The following is an 18542-nucleotide window of genomic DNA, read 5'->3' as shown; positions in this document are numbered from 1 at the left end:
GTAGATTTTTACTTAATTGCTTGCCGGAAGAATTCAGAATTGTTTGAGTGCCTGGCACTCTAAAGTGACATGTTTTCTTGTTTTATATCATAAGCTTTATAGCTATGGTTTCATTACGTAAAAAGGAGGCAAATCGCATTCAAATACATGTTGTGCGGGCAGGGGAGTCCTTATATGGCATTGCACAGGCATATGGTACAACCGTTCAAAGTATAGTAGATGCCAACCAAATCCCAGATCCCAATCGATTAGTTGTTGGGCAAGCGCTCGTCATTCCAATCGTAGGGAGCTTTTATTATGTGCAGCCTGGGGACAGTTTATGGTCAATAGGGCAACGCTTCGGCATTAATTATTTAACGCTTGCTCAGGTCAATGGCATTCATCCAAACCAGATTTTATCAGTTGGTTTGCGTCTTTATATTCCGCCAGCACCGAAAACAAAAGCAGAGACTTTGGCATATTTAGAGCCAAGAGGAACAGCGGTAAGTGAGGCGCTATTAAGCCAAGCTAGAGAAGCATCGCCATATTTAACGTATCTTGCGTTATTTAGCTATGAGGCGCAGAGGGATGGGACACTAAAGAAGCCACCAATAAATGGTGTGACTGAAATTGCAAATGATACAGGTGCATCTCTGGCTATGGTTGTATCTAACTTGGAGAACTTCCAATTTAGCGGAGAACTAGCAAGAGATATATTTCAAAGTACTGCTGTGCAAGATGTGCTTTTTGACAACATTCTTAATGAAGCGAGGCGCGTAGGAAGCATCAAAGATATTCATTTTGATTTTGAGAACTTACCAGCCGATCAACGAGAAGCGTATAACAATTTTTTAAGACGAGCAGTGAAGCGGTTCCATGCCGAGGGATATACGGTGTCGACAGCACTAGCACCGAAAACAAGTGCTAATCAGCGAGGTCCTTGGATTGAGGCACATGATTACAAAGCGCATGGGGAGATTGTGGACTTTGTATTGCTGATGACCTATGAGTGGGGCTATTCTGCGGGTCCACCAATGGCTGTTTCACCTATTAGGGAAGTGGAGGCTGTTGTGAAGTATGCTGTATCGGAAATGCCAGCAAGTAAAATTTTGCTCGGGCAAAATCTATATGGCTACGATTGGACATTGCCGTTTGTACAAGGGGGTCCGTATGCAGAGGCTGTAAGTCCGCAGAGGGCTATTGAGATTGCGAAAAAATATAATGCAGCGATTCAGTATGATTGGAATGCACAAGCACCTTTCTTTGACTATTACGACGAGCAAGGAAGAGCGCATGTAGTCTGGTTTGAAGATGCGCGATCGATTCAAGCGAAATTCAATTTAATTAAGCAGTACAAGCTTAGGGGTATAGGATATTGGAAATTAGGGCTACCGTTCCCGCAAAATTGGCTATTGATAGGTTCGAATTTTGATGTGGTGAAAAAATGACAATGATAGGGATAAGGATATACCCAATCTATTGCTCACCTAATTGGAAATAATCTGTAAATACTATTCCCTAATTTGGTAATATATTATATAATTATGGTAAATTGTAATTTAGGAGGGATATTTTGGGTAAATTTAAAAAGTTAGGAATTATCTTAACGTCTACTGCATTTTCTGTCGGGGTTCTTTCTCCAATGGCACAAGCTTCTGCTAATGTTAAGGATGCTCCAGAGAGAATTGAGATTCAAGTAGCCTCTACTGAAACAAAAGTAACAAAAAGCACACTTATTAAAAAATTACGTGAGCTTTTCCCAGAAAAGTTCAATTTTTTAACAGAAAATGATTTCCATACTGGAAGTGGCCATTATTATAACGATGATAAAACTGTTCGTTATGAATTGAGCTTCCATAAAACGGTGAATGGAAAAGATATCTATGGTAGCATCACATTTAAGGGCGATAATTTAGAACTTGAACACTTCTATTACCAGCCAGCGAATGTTGCAGATGCGCTCTATCCTGCAAAATATTCAAAAGAAGATGCACAAAAAATTGCTCAGGATTTCTTAAAGAAATTCCCGAATACAGCAAATTATAAGTTGCAAGAAGATGAATATGATTATATTAATGATTATAATTTCACTCGTCCATTATCAGAACCAATTACTTATTCCTATACGTATGCACCAACACAAAACGGTGTAGCAATTAGTGACCATTTCATTTCTATCGGCGTGCTTGCTAATGGAGAAGTTGTACAAGTATATCGCAACTCAGATGTATCTTCTAAAGCAACGTTCGATAGTATAGAAAAGAAAAAGAGTGAGCAAGATGTGCTTGCACAAATTCGTGAGAACTTTGCTGTTGAGCTACGTTATTATGTAGATTATAATTTCCAATCTGAAAAACGTAATGTCAAACTAGTGTATGTGCCAACATCAAGCTTCTCTGGTGTAAATGCATTAACTGGTCAATGGCAAACAGCGAATGGTTTCGTATCGCAAGCACCAAAAGCAAAAGGTGTTGAAAAGCTTTCTTCAGAACAACTTGCCCCAAGAAAAAGCGGCATGAAACTTGATGAAGTTGAGGAATTTGCAAAGTCCTTCTTAAAAGTGGACCCTGATAAGGCGAAGTTGCAAATTGAGCTGATTGATGAAAGAGAAAATGAAAACGGTGAAACACTCTACTCTGTAAACTATATGTATAATTACGATAGAGGTGGCACTGGTGCGTCACTTGAAATTAACAAGGCAACTGGTGAAATTACTCAATTCTATGATGTACGTAGAGATTTCATGGTAACAGATAAAAATGCAGAAACAATTACTAAAGATGCTGCGATGGCAAAAGCAATCGACTACTTAAAAGAGTGGGCTCCGTCTTATATTCATAACTATGCAAAACCTTTAGATGATTTTGCTTATGATAGTTATGGTAAGCAATATAGCTTCTCCTTCCCACGCGTAGTCAATGGAATTGCTGTTGTTGGTGATGAAATTTATGTAAGCATCGGATCAGACGGTTCATTGCGCTCACTATCAATTAACCAACAGAAAATTGATAACTGGCCGGCTGTAAGTAAGGCTGTACCAGCAGATAAAGTGAAGGAAACATTTAGTAATGCATTAAAGTTAAAACTGCAGTACGCGAAGCAGGACAAAGAGGATAATAACCACTATGATTTAGTGTATGCACCGACTTATGAAGGTAGCCTTTTCAATCAAATTGATGCAACAACTGGCAAATGGGTGAATAGTGTGGGCGATTCAAATAGTAAACCACAAATTTCGCACCCAACGGCTGGACAGGAACTAAATTACTTATTAGCTCAAAATGTGTTGGAAGTAAAAGATCCAGCAAGCTTTAATGCTGATACATCTGTGACAAAAGGTGAGGCATTGAAAATTATGCTTAAATCATTAACATATGGATATTTCGGACCATATGGAAATGAAGATGAAGCGCCTCAATCCTTTAGTAATATTGATGCGAAACATCCGTTATACGGAGTGGTTGAGCAAGCTGTAAGAATGGGTGTATTACAACCTGCAAATGAATTTGCTGTTGATGCGAAATTGACTCGTCAGGAACTTGCAGAATGGTATATCCGTGTATTACGTTTAGAAAGTGCTGCTAAGCATAGCGATATTTACAAATTAAACTTCGCGGATGCAAGCACTATCGACCCAGCGTATACAGGATATGTTGCATTAGCAAGCGCAATGGGGTTAATTGATGCACAGCAAAATAACTTTAATGCAACTGCAGAAGTAAGTTATGCTGATTTAGCTGTGTCGACACTTCGCTTAGCTCGTGCTATTCATGAAAATAATGCTAGTCGTAATTTCTACTAGGACAATTTGAATGAATTCTTCCATCTGTTTAGGATGGAGGAAAAGGGTATCTCTTGACTTGAAGAGATACCTTTTTGCCGTTTAATTGGACCAGTTTTAGGGAAGAATAAATGTAAGAAAAGGAGTGAAGATAATGCGAATTTATAAAAATTTATTAGTATTCTCATTAGCGACAGGTTTACTTTATGGCTGTAACAAAGATGAGGTAAAAGACGTACCTGCAAATGCTCCAACTGAGCAAAATACAAATCAACAAGCTGGTGAAAATGTCACTGACCAAGTGCCTTTTAACTTTTTGGAATTTGCATTGGATGTCGATTATTCGCCAACAGAATCTTATGAGATTGAATATGAAAATAAGAAGAACGGTTTAGAAGTTAAATTGAAAGATGACCGCAACAATGAAAGAATACAAGGTGATGAAGCGTATACGAAGGTTGAACCATTATTGAAGCAACTAACTTTTGATTCAACAACACCGAATGATGAAGTAATTGAGCAGGTTATTAAAGTATTTAATATTAAAGATGATTACCAATCCATTGAGGTAGAAGTGGAGTTTGCGGATGGAACAGAAAAAGAGTTTAAACGGTTGAAGTAGTAGCTGTGCCTTATACAGTAATATGTATAGGGCTTTTTCTACGATTTGCAACGCCTTTGTAGAAATCAATTTAAGTCCATTTTAAATGCCATAGGAGGGTTTTAAGATAAAAGGATTGCTAGCAGGATTTTTTTATGATATTATTATCTCGAATTAAAGATATTTAATTTCGAGGTAAATAGGAGGGTGCATCTTATGAAGGAAGAAAATCGTTATTTAAAAGCTTTTACGATTATGTTCCGTGCTTATCAATCTGTCCAGGATGCAGCCAAAAAAGATTTGCTTCAATATGATTTAAACCAAACTGAATTTGGGGTACTAGATTTTTTATATCACAATGGCGAACAGCCTATTCAAGTAATTGGTAAGAAAATTTTAGTTGCAAGTAGTAGTATTACGTATGTTATTGATAAGCTGGAGCAAAAAGATTATGTTTGTCGACGAGCTTGTGCTAATGATCGTCGTGTTACGTATGCAGTGTTAACAGATGAGGGACAGGTTTTAATGGATAGAATTTTTCCGCTCCATGAACAGAAGATAAATGAAATTTTTCAAATATTGGACCAGCAGGAGTTGGAAATAATGAATATGGCTTTAAAAAAGGTCGGTCTTAATGCCATTAATAAATAAAAAATTTTACACATATATCTCGATTTCGAGATAAATAGGAGGCTTTTAATTATGAATCATTTAAAAGGGATTCACCATGTAACAGCGATAACAAGTAGTGCTGAAGAAAATTATAAATTTTTCACGTATGTACTCGGAATGCGTCTAGTAAAAAAAACAGTCAATCAGGACGATATACAAACATATCACCTATTTTTTGCAGATGATAAGGGTAGTGCAGGTACAGATATGACATTCTTTGACTTCCCGAACATACCAAAAGGTGTACATGGAACAAATGAGATTTCCAAAACATCATTTCGAGTACCAACGGATGCAGCATTAGTTTATTGGGTAAAGCGCTTTGATCGCTTAAATATCAAACATACAGGCATTAAAGAACAGTTTGGTAAGCAAACCGTATCGTTTGTTGATTTTGACGATCAACAGTATCAACTGATATCTGACGAAAACAATAAAGGTGTTGCCGCAGGTACACCTTGGCAAGATGGTCCTATCCCGCTTGAATATGCCATTACAGGATTAGGGCCAATATTTGTACGTGTTGCGAATTTTACTTATTTTAAAGAAATGTTAGAAAAAGTAATGCTTTTCACAGAAATAGCAGCAGAAGGAGACTTCCATTTATTTGAGGTAGGAGAGGGAGGGAACGGTGCGCAAATCATTGTAGAATATAACACCATCTTACCTGTAGCTCGTCAAGGGTTTGGTACAGTGCACCATGCAGCATTCCGTGTAGCAGATCGAGCTGTTCTAGATGAATGGACAGAACGTTTAGAAAGCTTTGGCTTCAGTACGTCTGGTTACGTTAACCGTCACTTCTTTGAATCGCTCTATGCACGTGTAGCACCTCAAATTTTATTTGAATGGGCGACAGATGGACCTGGCTTTATGGGAGATGAACCTTATGAAACATTGGGAGAAAAATTATCATTACCACCTTTCCTAGAGCCTAAGCGCGCACAAATTGAAGAACTTGTTCGTCCAATTGATACTGTTAGAAGTACGATACCATTTGAGAAAGAATATGAATAATAACTTTCCCTTGTACAATATGCAAATTGGAAAGTAAATGCTAGTTAGGTCTTTGATTATGACTGTAGACAGTACTACCGAAGCAAAATGAATGACTGGAGGACGTCAGAATGGAGTTTACAAAGTTAATTGATAAACGTCGATCGGCAAATAATTTTATAGAGGGAATTACAATGACGGAGGAGGATATCCGTCCCATTTTAGAAGATGTTAAGCTTGCACCTTCAGCATTCAACTTGCAACACGCGGAATATATTGTTGTGTTAAATCAAGAATTAAAAGAAAAAGTACGTGAGGCTGCATATGGTCAATATAAAGTACATTCAGCGTCCGGTGTTATTTTAGTATTAGGAGATAAAGAAGCTTACAAGCAAACGGCTCATATTAGTCAAGGTATGGTTGATTTAGGTATTATTACAAACTGTGAGCTTGACAATCTTATAGACGATAATACAAAGTTTTACGAAGAACGTGGCGAAGTGTTTATGAAGGAAGATGCAATTCGTAATGCATCACTTTCGGCTATGCTCTTTATGTTAGCAGCTAAAAATCGTGGCTGGGATACATGTCCGATGATTGGCTTTGATCAACAACAAATGCGTGCACTATTCAATGTGCCAGCAACACATGAAATTGTACTAATGATGACAATCGGTAAGGAAAAGGAAAGTAGTAAGGGTTTAAGAGGGTATCGTAAACCTGTTGAAGAGTTTACTACCTATTATTAATGCAGTATAAAATATAAATGCTCAACCAATATTAAAAATAGTAACCACTTAGGAGGAAATATCGTGAAAGTAGTAGCAATCGTAGGTAGTATCCGTAAAGAATCTTATAATATGCAATTAGCAAAGTTTATGCAAAAACGTTATACAGAAAAGTTTGAACTAGAGGTATTAAGCTTACGAGATTTACCAATGTACGATCAAGATATTGAAAATGAAGCACCACAAACTGTCTTAGATTTCAAAGCAAAAGTAAAAGCGGCAGACGCGGTCCTATGGATAACACCAGAATATAACGGAACGGTGCCAGGGGTGATGGTAAACGCTATAGATTGGCTATCACGAGTGGATAAAGTAATGATTGGTAAACCATCCTTTATGATGGGAGCATCTATGGGGAACTTAGGAACGGTTAAAGCGCAATTACATTTACGTGATATTTTATTCTCACCTGGCATTAATTCACCATTGCTAAGTGGTAATGATGTTTATATTGGCGCTGTCCACACAAAATTTGATGCAGAAGGTAATTTAACAGATGAGGGGACTGTCAAATTCCTTGATTCAGTAATTGAAAACTTCTTAGATTGGGTTAAAAATTATATTTAATAAAAAAGAATGCTAATAAGTATAAGACATACTTATTAGCATTCTTTTTTAGGGTTGTTGGCATTGTACGGGCTCTAAAGAGTCATGCTTTTCCAGCAGGAATCGAGGAAAACTTACCTCCTATATCTTTCTAATATAGGGCTCATTCTTATTTGCATTAAGTACTACATAGGGTGAAAAATCAATGAGCATGTAGTTTTTATTTTATACTATTTAATAGAAGTATCTTTCTTCTGCATAAAATCTTCACACTTACACGTTATCATTTTGAAATATAGGTGGTTACAGGATGAAAAAACTTTCACTAAAGCTTGGCATTATCTTTTTTATCACATTGTTTTGCATCGAAACATTTATGATGTTATTTTTGCATCTTTCTTTGACGAATTCGAGAGTTGATGAAGAACTAACAAACTTGCAGACAACGGGTAATTCGCATCGAAAGATATTGGAGCAAAATTTCGAAAAGGAAACGTTATCACATATAGTATTAATGGAATCCCGAGATAATACAGACGTTGTGATTGCAGATCGTACTGGCAAAATTTTAGCTACTTCTTCGCCGCACCTTGATATAAAAGCATATTTACAGAGGCTTGGAGCAAGTGTACCTTATGATGGTCAGGTGCTAGAGAACAATTGGCAAGATGAAAAGTATATAGCGACCGTTAGTCCAATTCAAAAACAGCAAAAGACCATTGGCTATGTTTTTATGTTCCAAAATACAGATTCTATCCATGCCTTAATGGAGCGATTAAATAAACACTTCCTAATTGTTGGGCTTGTGTCGGGATTGGTGACCATTGTAGTGATTATTGTGTTATCTAGAAAGCTTGCTCGTCCATTAATTGAAATGAAAGAAGCAACATTAAAAATGAGTAAAGGGGATTTTACAGTAGCCCTTTCAACGAATGGTCAAGATGAATTAAGTGATCTTGCGAATGCTATTCAACTATTATCTAATGACTTAAATCATTTACGAGAGGAAAGAAAGGAATTTTTATCGAGTATTGCTCATGAGCTGCGAACACCGATTACATTTATAAAAGGTTATACAGATATTCTTTATAAACGAGATTTATCGGAACGAGATCGTCAAAAGTATTTACGTATTATTATTGAGGAAACGAATCGATTATCAAGGTTAATAAAAGACTTATTTGATTTAGCAAAAATGGATGAAAATGCATTTGTTATAAACAAAGAATGTCTTCATATGGATGACTTTGTGGCAAGTATTGAGGCAAAGTTAAGACCTGCTTTCCATGAAAAACAAATTGACCTTTTTGTGCAATGTGAAGCGGGACTAACTTTATTGGCTGATACAATAAGGTTGGAGCAAATTTTTTTGAATTTGTTAAATAATGCGCTGACTTATTGTTCCTCAGGAGATTCGACTTTCTTACAAGTGGAAAGAAACAATCATTTCGTATCAATTATTATAAAAGATACCGGAAAAGGAATTCCGCAGAAGGATTTACCTTATATTTTTGAACGTTTTTATAGGGTTGATAAATCTCGTACGCGTGCCAATGGCGGTTTAGGATTAGGACTTGCCATTGTAAAGGAGCTCGTTCATGCACATGGAGGGGAAATTACCGTTGTTAGTGAGGAAAACAAAGGGACTACTTTTAAATTATTGTTTAAGGAGTAGGAACAAATGAAAACATTATTATTAATTGACGATGAACCAAGGATGTTAGAGTTACTTACCCTTTATCTTGAACCTTCTTTTCATTGCATTGCTAGGTCGTCTGTAAGAGATGCTTTAGAATATTTAGAAGAACATCATATAGATTTAGTGCTGTTAGATATTATGATGCCTGATATGGATGGCTGGCAAGTATGTCAGGAAATAAGGAAGTTTTGGGACGTACCGGTTATTATGCTTACGGCAAAAGGGGAACAGGCTGATATTATAAAAGGGCTAAATCTTGGAGCTGACGACTATATTTTAAAGCCTTTCGATGAGGAAGAATTGTTAGCGCGTATACAGGCTGTTTTAAGAAGAACAAAGGCTGAAGAAATCGTTATTAATTTCGAAGGGCTACGCTTAAATAAAGAATCCTTTGAGTTATCTTTTCACCAAGAGATGATTTCTTTAACGCCAAAAGAATTTTTGATGTTAGCGTTATTTCTTGATTATCAAAATAAAGTTTTCTCTAGAGAGCATTTAATCAACACTGTATGGGGATATAATGTAGCAATTGAAGACCGAACGATTGATTCACATGTCCGCAATTTACGGGATAAGCTTCGAAAAAGTGGCTTTCCAGTGGATGATTATTTACAGACAGTGTGGGGAATCGGCTATAAATGGCATAAAAGCGGTGACAAAAAGGTTTTAGAATGAGGCTGGGACATAACTAAAAAAATTTAAGGAACAGAGGAAAGGTGTTCATAAATTTTTGCTATATGGAGAACTTATCTTTTCTTGCTTTTGCAATTAAAAAAATTAGAAGTGTTCACTAGTTGTTGGTAGCGGAAGCGGTGACTCCTGCTCAGAACAGCATACAATGTAAGACGTAACAGACCGCGCGTTAGCGAGGGTTGCGGATTACTGTGCTGAGCGGAAAGCACCGCCGTAGTGGACAACAACGGCGTAGCAAAAAAGGTGTTAGATTGACTGCCATCAATCTAACACCTTTTCTCTTTTGTCCCAACCTCATTATTTTGTCGCTAGCTCGCTATCAGTCACCCATTTATGATTTTTCATTTCTTCACCAGTAGTTGTTAAAGCAAAATCGACCATATAGACAGTCGTTTGTACGGCATCATCAATGCGTACAGTCGCATTTTCCATGCCTGTCATATGGGTAGCATCAGTTTTTACTTCTGTTCCTGGTGATAAAGGTGCTTCACCTGGGTCGATTAATTCCTCATGAATCAACCATTTATGATTTTCAATTGTCTTACCACCAGTAGTAGGCTCAAATGAAATAATGTATGCTGTCGTATCGTAAGCGCCGACAATTGTTGCTTCGGCTCCTGTCATTCCTGACATATGGCCATCTGTAAGAATAGCCTTACTGCCGACAGGGAACTTTGGATTTTCGGCTGTTTTTAAAGTGGCTGGAACTTCACCAGAGCTTGAATGATTCATCATGGAATGCTCCATTTCATCCCCATGATCCATCTCTTCGCCGTGGTCTGTTTTGTCGCTTTGAGCAGATTCTGACTTCGCTGTATTATCAGCACAAGCTGAAAGTATTAGTAAAGCAATTGCTGCTACTAACATTAGGAGCCGATTTTTATTTAATACCATATGAATTTCCTCCTTCGATTTGGATGTGTCTTTAATGTAGCAAGTAAATGTGCAGAAATGATGCATTTAGTTTGAAATGAGGAAAGATAGATTCCTAAATGAAGGAAATAATAGACTACGATAATGATGTATGATAGAATCGTCATAATTTTAAAATTTCAGATACTAATGGTGTGACGCTTGTAAACACGAGCATCACTTAAAAGGGAAGTCGGTGTAAATCCGACGCTGTCCCGCAACTGTAACGAGGAGTTCTATGATAGTATAGCCACTATTTTTAAATGGGAAGGCAATCGTAGATACGATGAATCGAAGCCAGGAGACCTGCCAGTTAGTTCATACCTGTAATGCCCACGAGGATGCAAGCAATTACGGACAATTGATGGATATTTCTCCTAATTTGTTTAGCTAAGGGTATTTCTATGCATGTATGCGTAGAATGCCCTTTTTTATTGCTTCGTCTTTATCATGATTGATAAGGAGTTATAACCAAATGAATAAAAAATTTATGTTATTTTCTTTGACCCTTTTTCTAGTGCTCATTGCGTCTATGACAGTGGCCATTATGATTGGGTCTGTGTCAGTTACGCCGTTACATGTATGGAAGGTAATTCTTTCGAAAATGCCATTATTCCCTCATGTTATAGAGGAGGATTGGAGTCGTTCGCAAGAGATTATTATATGGCAAATCCGTGTTCCTCGCGTGATCCTAGCGGCTGTTGTTGGTGCAGGCTTAGCGGTTGCTGGTGCTGCTGTTCAAGCACTAGTCCGTAATTCGATAGCCGATCCGTATATTTTAGGTATTTCTTCGGGAGCAACAGTGGGCGCAACGGCTGTCATTATTTTAGGGGCGTTTTCATTTTTAGGTATCTACGCCCTTTCAGTCTCTGCTTTTTTAGGCTCTTTTATGGCAATTGTCTTAGTATTTTTGTTGTCGCGTGTAGGAGGACGTATTTCGATTTTTCGCCTTTTACTAGCGGGGATGGCGGTGTCCTTTATCTTATCTGCCACTTCGAATTTTATGTTAATGATGTCTAAGGAAGAGGGCGGGATGAAAGCCGTTATGTATTGGATGTTAGGCAGTCTCGCAGGAGCAAAATGGAGTAATTTATTTATTCCAGTCATTGTCTTTTTTATCGTATTTGGGTTGTTGTGGCTATACTATCGAAATCTGAATTTATTACTACTTGGGGAAGAAGCGGCCGTCACGTTAGGGGTAAATCTTCAACAGTTTCGCATACAGCTAATAGTACTCGTATCTTTACTGACAGGTGTGCTCGTTGCAGTAAGTGGGTCCATCGGGTTTGTTGGTTTAATTATTCCGCATATCGTACGCTTGTTAGTTGGCTCTAATTATAAACATGTTATCCCCATAAGTGCATTGTTAGGGGGAATTTTTCTAGTTTGGGCTGATGCGTTAGCGCGTGTATTAATAGCCCCAGAAGAAATGCCGATTGGTATTATTACTGCTTTTTGTGGGGGACCATTTTTCATTTGGCTACTACGTCGAAACAATTATTCATTTGGTGAAGGGGATTAAAGGTGATGACATTAGAAGCAAAGGAAGTATCATTCTCCATTCATGATCAGTGCATATTAGAGAAAGTAAGCATTCAAATAAAAGCAAAGCAGTTTGTTGGGTTGATTGGCCCTAATGGTAGCGGAAAGTCTACACTATTAAAAAATATGTATCGTTTATTAAAGCCAGAAAGCGGTACAGTGCTATTAAATGAGCAAGATATATTTAAGCAATCAAGTAAAGTCATCGCAAAGAAATTAGCAGTTGTCAGTCAAGAAACGCCTGTGTTGTTCGACTTTCAAGTAAAAGATTTAGTGAGTATGGGAAGAACACCACATAAAAAACTTTTTGAGATGGACAATAAGGAAGACTTTAATATTGTAAAAGAAGCCTTGTCTCAAACAGGTATTGCCCATTTAGAAACACGTAGTTTTAGTTCCCTTTCTGGAGGGGAAAAAAAGAGAGTGATGGTTGCGCGTGCACTTGCACAGCAAGCACAGATACTTATTTTAGATGAGCCGACAAATCATTTAGATATCCACCATCAATTACAACTAATGGATTTAATTCAAACACTGCATTTGACGGTTGTCGCCGCCTTACATGATTTAAATATGGCTGCGATGTACTGCGACTACATTTATGTTTTACAACAAGGTCGTATCGTTCAATATGGTACGCCAGAAGAAGTGTTAACACCTAAGCTGCTGGATGATGTTTTTGGAGTATGCGCCGACATTCAAACACATCCACTAACAGGCAAACCATATTTAACCTATTTAAGTGCCAGTCACTCAAACAATTTTTGAACAATTTCCACGTAGCATAAGGGTACGAAGACTGTGGACTTTTCCGCTGTAGAATGCTTTTTTAGTATGTACATACTAGGCAATATAATTAAAGAAATAACTAATGGTCGTTTGTATAGTTGTGAGATATTCGGGGAACGTTATTTTTGAAAGGATGCGTGATGAATATGGAAGAAGTAAAATTTGCACAATTAGATCACACACAGCTTGAAAAAATTAATGAACTCGAAAAGAAAATTGGCGTTACATTGGTTGCATATGATTCAGCAGCAATGCCAAACCAAGGTTCAGGTTCGTACGAGACTGATAAAGGCGCTCATCAAAACCATCCATCCTAATGCTTGAAAATACCTTGCAGCAATGTAAGGTTTTTTCATTTTATAATAAAACAAAAGGAGATGTGTACATTGTTTCATGACTATTATGCAGATTTACATATTCATATTGGACGAACAATGAGTGGGCGCGCAGTGAAAATTACTGGGAGTAAAACGTTAACATTAGCACGAATTTTAGAGATGGCTAGTGCCAAAAAAGGGCTTGATATTATCGGCATTATTGATTGTCATTCACCAGAAGTCATTGCTGAAATGAATATAATGATACAACAAGGCAAACTAAAGGAGTTATCGCAAGGTGGACTCCGATTTCAAGAAACAACGCTTATTCCAGGTTCTGAAATCGAAATATATGATAGCTCCTGCCATGGACCAATTCATGTGCTAGCTTATTTCCCTACTATTCAAGTGATGGAGAATTTTTCGAATTGGATGAGCCAGTATATGAAAAACATCCATTTAAGTTCACAGCGTATTTATTGTGAAGGCCAAACTGTACAACAAAAAGTGCGGGAATTAGGGGGGCTTTTTATTCCAGCACATGTTTTTACGCCATTTAAAAGTTTATTTGGAAAAGGTGTTCATATAAGCTTAACAGAAGTATTCAATCCACTGCTTATAGATGCTATAGAGCTTGGTTTAAGTTCTGATTCCAATATGGTCAAAAACATAAAAGAACTTCAAGCCTATACATTTGTTACAAACTCTGATGCACATTCGCTTGGGAAAATGGCTCGTGAATATCAAAAACTAAAATTAATGGCGGCTAATTTTAGCGAATTAAAGATGGCGCTTCATGAACAGGATGGGCGGGCAGTAGTGGCGAATTATGGGTTAAATCCATTGCTCGGCAAATATTATCAAACTGTTTGTGCTAATTGTGGTAAACAGCTAAGTGCAGACGATACGCTTTGTACATCTTGTGCAAGCTCGAAAATTATTAAAGGTGTTGCGACACGTATTAAGGAACTATCAGAGCCGTATGTTGATGAACGTGAAAGACCACCATACATCCATCAAGTACCACTTGATTTTATACCAGGTTTAGGTCCGAAAATGATGGAAAGATTATTACATGCATTTGGGACTGAAATGACGGTTTTACACCGTATCACGACCGAGCAACTCGAGGAAATTGTGCCACAGAAAATAGCTACGATGATTGATTTAGCGAGAACGGGACAATTACATATTGAGATTGGTGGTGGAGGTGTCTATGGAAAGGTACAGCATAAATAGAGCAGGAAAAGAATGCTAGCCAAAGTATTTACAATATAATGCACCCACTTTTATCCTTAATCTAGTAAACTAGTAATTAGTAGATGAGCAGGAGGAGTGGGTATATGCAATTTTCAAAAAAATTTCGTTTTTTAGCTGCTAGCATGCTAGCTTTACAATTAACAATACCTGTAGGTGCGAGTGCGGAAAAGAAAGAAGATCATATAGCGCCAAGCTGGGTTGTACAGGCTGATTACATAGCGCTAGGTGATTCATTAGCACATGGTATGAATGAAGTCGGAGCCATTGGCTTAGGCTATACAGATTTTGTAGCACAGGCATTACAACAAGAAGGTTTACTTACATCCTATAATAAAGGGTTTGCCTATTCGGGGTATACAACTAAAAATGTGTTAAAAGACTTACAAGATGATGTAGAAAAGCCAGTGACGGGGTTTGGTTATACAAATGATCGTGCAAAGCTTAGAGCTTCAATTCAAGAGGCAGAGCTGATTACGTTAACTGCTGGTGCTAATGATTTATTGCCAATTCTAAAACAATCGTCAACAACTGGTATTGATACAGCCGCCATTATAAAGGCATCTCAAGAAGCTATAAATAATATAGCGGCAATACTCAAGGAAATAAAGAAGTTAAATCCACAGGTACAAATTTACGTGATGGGCTATTATAATTCTTTCCCTTATTACAGCGAAGACTTGCAATCACAGTTTAAAATGCTTTTAGGCCTAATGAATGCTTCTATTAAAACAACTGCTGAGAAAGCAGGTGCAATATTTGTGCCAACATATGACGTAGTGGCGAAAGATGTACCTAACTTTTTGCCAAATCCAGAAAACATTCATTTAAGTGAAGCAGGTTATTTAGCAGTAGCAAAGCAGGCATTTTTACCAGCTATTAAAGCAAGTTCACTATGGGATGCTTCTTCAGCAATCCAAGTCAATGTTAATAGTAGTACAGGGGCGACTGTAAAATGGCTAGCGGCAACTGATAATGAAGGGGTTACGAACTATCATGTGTATTTGAATAATACACTCTACTCTACAGTCGATGCCAATCAAACAGCTATAACGCTCGATAGTTTAGTAGATAATACTACTTATACTGTTGCCATAAAAGCGATAGATGCGGCAGGGAATGAAAGTGTGCAAAGTCCAACTGCAACTTTTACAACAGGCAGTAAAGTGCAATTTTTAGATATAGAAAATCATTGGGCAAAGGAGTTCATTCAAAAAGCGGCTGCAAGAGGCATGATGAAGGGCTATGCTGATGGTACTTTTAGACCTGAACAAAATATTACACGCGCACAGGCAGCAGCGATGCTTGTTAGAAGCTTAGGTTTAACAACAACTAGCAAAGCGCCTTTCACAGATATAGCGAGCTACGATGCCGAAACACAGTCAGAAATTGCTGCTGCTTATGCACATGGTCTTGTGAAGGGGTCGGATGGCAAGTTTAATCCAAGCCAGCCTATTACGCGCGCGCAATTAGCATTAATGATAAATCGTGCTTATGAAAAACAGTTTAACCAAACATATGTTGTGAAAAATCAAACACCGTTTACCGATATAACTAGCTACAATGATGAAACGAAAAATGCCATCACAATGCTGTATGAGCTTGGTATTGTTGCAGGAAGTGAGGGAAGATTTTCTCCTGAAGCCCCAACAAAGAGAAGCCATGCTGCTAAAATATTAGTGAACTTTAGTGAACGTTTGAAATAAACCTTCTTTAGGAACTTCTTGAAAGCGAATTTGTCAGAGGTCATTACGGTTAAGCTAACTATTAAAAAGCCGTTCAATAAATCCACTAAGAAGATTTATTGAACGGCTATTTGTTTTAATAGTGAGTAGAGGTACTCTACTTCAATAAGTCAGGGATGAGTGTTAAATCAACGCTGAACTATGAGTGGTCTTTCAGTAGATGTCACAGACTAATGCTTAAATAATCTGGACAAACTCAACAGACCTAATGGATTTTAAACTATGATAGTTTGGCAATAATGCCTTCTTCATCATCTAAAATTAGCTCAATACCAGTTGAGAAAGGATCGCCGTGTAGGACGTCTTTAATCCATACACGTAATGCGCCAATCATAGCAGCGGTATTCAATACTTCGATTTGACCGTTTGTTTCGACTTCCGCGCCGAAGCCTGTCTCATCTTCGTACGTTAGCTCAACAAGTACGTCTTCAGGGCGAACATTTAGATGGTAAGCCTGTGAAAGACAAATTGCATTGATAATATCTTGCTCGTTAATTATTTGTGCCATTGTGTAGCTTCCTGTTCTTTACGCTTTTTGTCTTTAAACATATTGATAATTTTCACGACAAGCATCACAATTACAGCAATAGCAGCGATATTAATTAATAAACCTAAAATATTACCAAGCATACCTAAACTACTAAATAGACTACCGAATAGTAAACCTGCTAAACCACCTAGCATTAAGCCCTTCATAAGGCCGCCAGAGAAAAAGCCACCTTTTTTTGCAGTAGTTGAATCTGTTTTGTTTGTAGACGTAGTATTATTTTTATTTGTTGTAGCATTATTTTGGTCTTTAGAATTATCCTGAGATTTTTGGATATTTGAGCTATTGTTGTTGTTTGAGAAGCCTTTTTTACCTGACTTATATGATTTCGCTTCTGCAGTTGGTGTGTCTGATATTAATAGTGTTGCGCCAACTGATGCAAACATTAGTGTCGCTGCAAAAAGAGCAGCAAGAATTTTTTTCATTACTTACATTCCTCCAAAATAATTTTTTGTTTTATCATAAAATAGTTCTTAATAGTAATTTTACATGAACTATAGTGAAAAATAAAATATTCACTACCTGTAATTTAGGAAATTTGCAATATATGAACAAGTAGTGTCAGCATACTGCTGAATGGGAATAGGAAGGAAGGAAAGGAGTAAATGCAGTGCTTCCAACAATGACATTATTAATTTCAATATTTTTAATGCTGTATATTACAGAAAAAAGACGCTTTATTAACGCTGTCGTTTTAGGCTTAATAGGGTTGAATGTATTTGTAGGTATGACAACACGTTATGATTTATTTATTAACGAACAAGGTATTGTGTCCAAAATGGGTATCATGACGTTGTTCGGTATTATACCAGGTATCATGTTAATACTATCCATTGCGATGTTTTTCAATAGTAAAATCCTGCTTGAAAAAGAAGGGCGAAGATTTCGAAATGTATTACTAGCTGTGTTTGGCTTGGCTTTCTTTGCAATGATGATTGGCTATGTTTTCGTATTCTTTACGAATATTGAAAATCCTGTTTGGCATATTCTTTTCTTTTATGCGTTTTTGATTTTTGCTTATACAGTATTTTTATATACAAGTGTGATGGTCTACGCTATCATTTATCATTTTGCACCGATAACATATGAACCTGATTATATTCTTGTGCTGGGATCTGGCCTTATTGGTGATAAAGTTCCTCCTCTATTAGCAAGCCGTTTAGATGAGGCAGTCAAGCAATATAAAAAATATGGAGAGCGACCTTTTATTATCGTCTCGGGTGGGCAAGGGCGCGATGAACAAGTTTCAGAAGCGTTTGCGATGGAAACATATATGATAGATAAACATCAAATACCGAATCGGAAAATATTGATGGAAGATCGGTCGACAAATACAGAGCAAAATATGGCGTTCTCTAAAGCGATTATGGATGCGCATGCGCAAGGGAAAGAGTACCGTTCACTTTTTGTTACGAATAATTTTCATGTATTTCGAGCGAGTATTTATGCAAGAAGGGCAAAGCTTGATGCACAAGGTGTAGGCTCTAAAACAGCGTTATATTATATACCTAACGCTTTTACTCGTGAATTTATCGGTTTGTTAGAAATGTATGAATGGGGACATATAACGCTCTTTTTCGTCATTACGTTATTTGTAGGACTAATGTTAAGAGCATATGTGTAACCATTCTTGAACTGCCTTCCATATAATAATAGCAAGGCAGTTTTTTTACATAGTGTG

The 18542-nt window shown here is 37.3% G+C and carries 18 protein-coding genes and 1 riboswitch; of the genes, 15 read left to right on the top strand and 3 right to left on the bottom strand.

The features are described from left to right. Window positions 1-137: 137 nt before the first annotated feature. The 9 genes from T479_RS20260 (at window position 138) to T479_RS20220 (ending at window position 9734) form a co-directional block, all read left to right on the top strand. Complete coding sequence (locus T479_RS20260) at window positions 138-1427, top strand: glycoside hydrolase family 18 protein (protein ID WP_025220686.1); 1290 nt, start codon at window positions 138-140, stop codon at window positions 1425-1427. Window positions 1428-1552: 125 nt separating this feature from the next. Beyond that, the gene (locus T479_RS20255; RefSeq protein WP_025220685.1) at window positions 1553-3781 is read left to right on the top strand and encodes a YcdB/YcdC domain-containing protein; all 2229 of its coding nucleotides are present in this window, start codon (window positions 1553-1555) and stop codon (window positions 3779-3781) included. Between the two features lie 133 nt (window positions 3782-3914). Next, entirely contained in the window at window positions 3915-4382 is a 468-nt protein-coding gene (locus T479_RS20250) for a YusW family protein (protein ID WP_024363949.1), read from the top strand. A gap of 195 nt (window positions 4383-4577) precedes the next feature. Beyond that, window positions 4578-5012 (top strand): MarR family winged helix-turn-helix transcriptional regulator, encoded by a 435-nt coding sequence (locus T479_RS20245; protein WP_024363950.1) that lies wholly within the window; start codon window positions 4578-4580, stop codon window positions 5010-5012. Window positions 5013-5063: 51 nt separating this feature from the next. Next, window positions 5064-6047 (top strand): ring-cleaving dioxygenase, encoded by a 984-nt coding sequence (locus T479_RS20240; RefSeq protein ID WP_025220684.1) that lies wholly within the window; start codon window positions 5064-5066, stop codon window positions 6045-6047. Between the two features lie 110 nt (window positions 6048-6157). Beyond that, a complete protein-coding gene (locus T479_RS20235; RefSeq protein ID WP_025220683.1) occupies window positions 6158-6775 on the top strand; it encodes a nitroreductase family protein in 618 nt (205 codons plus the stop codon). A gap of 63 nt (window positions 6776-6838) precedes the next feature. Then, complete coding sequence (locus tag T479_RS20230) at window positions 6839-7381, top strand: NADPH-dependent FMN reductase (protein ID WP_024363953.1); 543 nt, start codon at window positions 6839-6841, stop codon at window positions 7379-7381. A 289-nt stretch (window positions 7382-7670) separates the two neighbouring features. Continuing rightward, window positions 7671-9035 (top strand): sensor histidine kinase, encoded by a 1365-nt coding sequence (locus T479_RS20225; protein WP_137036930.1) that lies wholly within the window; start codon window positions 7671-7673, stop codon window positions 9033-9035. Between the two features lie 6 nt (window positions 9036-9041). Beyond that, complete coding sequence (locus tag T479_RS20220; protein ID WP_024363954.1) at window positions 9042-9734, top strand: response regulator transcription factor; 693 nt, start codon at window positions 9042-9044, stop codon at window positions 9732-9734. A 315-nt stretch (window positions 9735-10049) separates the two neighbouring features. Here T479_RS20220 and T479_RS20215 read toward each other — a convergent pair whose 3' ends face one another. Beyond that, window positions 10050-10646: a YdhK family protein gene (locus T479_RS20215; RefSeq protein ID WP_025220682.1), complete on the bottom strand. Its 597-nt coding sequence runs from the start codon at window positions 10644-10646 to the stop codon at window positions 10050-10052. A gap of 152 nt (window positions 10647-10798) precedes the next feature. Next, window positions 10799-10992: riboswitch (cobalamin riboswitch) on the top strand. Window positions 10993-11139: 147 nt separating this feature from the next. On the opposite strand from T479_RS20215, the gene T479_RS20210 reads away from it, so the two are divergent. The 5 genes from T479_RS20210 to T479_RS20190 all read left to right on the top strand — a co-directional run bounded on the left by T479_RS20210 (window position 11140) and on the right by T479_RS20190 (window position 16275). After that, window positions 11140-12186 carry a FecCD family ABC transporter permease gene (locus tag T479_RS20210; RefSeq protein WP_025220681.1) on the top strand — a complete coding sequence of 349 codons (1047 nt, stop codon included), beginning with the start codon at window positions 11140-11142 and terminating at the stop codon, window positions 12184-12186. A 5-nt stretch (window positions 12187-12191) separates the two neighbouring features. Next, window positions 12192-12974, top strand: a complete 783-nt coding sequence (locus tag T479_RS20205) for an ABC transporter ATP-binding protein (RefSeq protein WP_025220680.1) — start codon at window positions 12192-12194, stop codon at window positions 12972-12974. 167 nt (window positions 12975-13141) lie between these two features. Then, on the top strand, window positions 13142-13312 hold the full coding sequence (locus T479_RS20200) for a hypothetical protein (protein ID WP_172583029.1): 171 nt from the start codon (window positions 13142-13144) through the stop codon (window positions 13310-13312). A 117-nt stretch (window positions 13313-13429) separates the two neighbouring features. Continuing rightward, window positions 13430-14551: an endonuclease Q family protein gene (locus T479_RS20195; protein WP_227665475.1), complete on the top strand. Its 1122-nt coding sequence runs from the start codon at window positions 13430-13432 to the stop codon at window positions 14549-14551. 104 nt (window positions 14552-14655) lie between these two features. Then, complete coding sequence (locus T479_RS20190) at window positions 14656-16275, top strand: S-layer homology domain-containing protein (RefSeq protein ID WP_025220678.1); 1620 nt, start codon at window positions 14656-14658, stop codon at window positions 16273-16275. A gap of 259 nt (window positions 16276-16534) precedes the next feature. On the opposite strand, the gene T479_RS20185 is transcribed toward T479_RS20190, so the two are convergent. Together T479_RS20185 and T479_RS20180 are read right to left on the bottom strand one after the other, a co-directional pair. Further along, on the bottom strand, window positions 16535-16822 hold the full coding sequence (locus tag T479_RS20185; protein WP_024363960.1) for a DUF2653 family protein: 288 nt from the start codon (window positions 16820-16822) through the stop codon (window positions 16535-16537). After that, the gene (locus tag T479_RS20180; protein ID WP_024363961.1) at window positions 16810-17286 is read right to left on the bottom strand and encodes a hypothetical protein; all 477 of its coding nucleotides are present in this window, start codon (window positions 17284-17286) and stop codon (window positions 16810-16812) included. The genes T479_RS20185 and T479_RS20180 overlap by 13 nt, the downstream gene beginning before the upstream one ends. A 185-nt stretch (window positions 17287-17471) precedes the next feature. On the opposite strand from T479_RS20180, the gene T479_RS20175 reads away from it, so the two are divergent. Then, window positions 17472-18485, top strand: coding sequence for a YdcF family protein (locus tag T479_RS20175; RefSeq protein WP_025220677.1), 1014 nt, complete (start codon window positions 17472-17474; stop codon window positions 18483-18485). Window positions 18486-18542 lie beyond the last annotated feature (57 nt).

This window comes from Lysinibacillus sphaericus (assembly GCF_000600105.1).
In the GTDB taxonomy this organism is placed as follows: Bacteria; Bacillota; Bacilli; order Bacillales_A; family Planococcaceae; genus Lysinibacillus; species Lysinibacillus sphaericus.
Note: the sequence above shows the minus strand (reverse complement) of the source record. Positions and strands in the feature narration are given on the sequence as shown.